This window comes from Mesorhizobium sp. M0074 (genome assembly GCF_040322975.1).
GTDB lineage: Bacteria > Pseudomonadota > Alphaproteobacteria > Rhizobiales > Rhizobiaceae > Mesorhizobium.
On record NZ_JAMYUM010000106.1, the window covers coordinates 1 to 550 of the forward strand.

General features: G+C 60.0%; 1 protein-coding gene. It reads left to right on the top strand.

What is annotated here, in order from left to right; translation table 11 throughout:
* On the top strand, nucleotides 1–550 hold a 550-nt coding region (locus NKJ73_RS34180), incomplete at both ends, for an AMP-binding protein (protein ID WP_352572799.1).

Sequence of the window (550 nt, forward strand, 5' to 3'; positions counted from 1 at the left end):
CTGGGGCTCACCCCCCGCCATCTCGCCTACATCATCTACACCTCGGGCTCCACCGGGACGCCCAAGGGCGTCATGGTCGAGCATCGCGGAGTGGTCAATCTGGGGCTGGCTCAGATCGGACTGTTTGGCGTTGGTTCCAGCAGTCGAGTGGTGCAGTTCGCCTCCTTGGGTTTTGATGCCAGTGCCTGGGAAATGATTATGGCGCTTGGCTCCGGCGCCGCCTTGCATTTGCCTGCGGATGAGCTCCGCCAGGCGAGTGCCAGGCTATCGCATTATCTGCGAAGCCAAGCTATCACCCACGCGACGCTGCCTCCGGCCTTGCTTCAGGAAAGCAGGAGTGCGGAATATTTGGCGTCGCAAGCTCTCATTCTTGCTGGAGAGCTGCCGAAGGCCGAACTCATCCGTCGCCTGCCTGCAGCATCTGTTATCAATGCCTATGGACCGACGGAAACGACAGTCTGTGCAACGACCTGGACTTGCCCCGATGACTTTGACGGGTCAGTTGTCCCGATTGGCCGTCCGATCGCCAACACGCGGATCTATCTTCTGG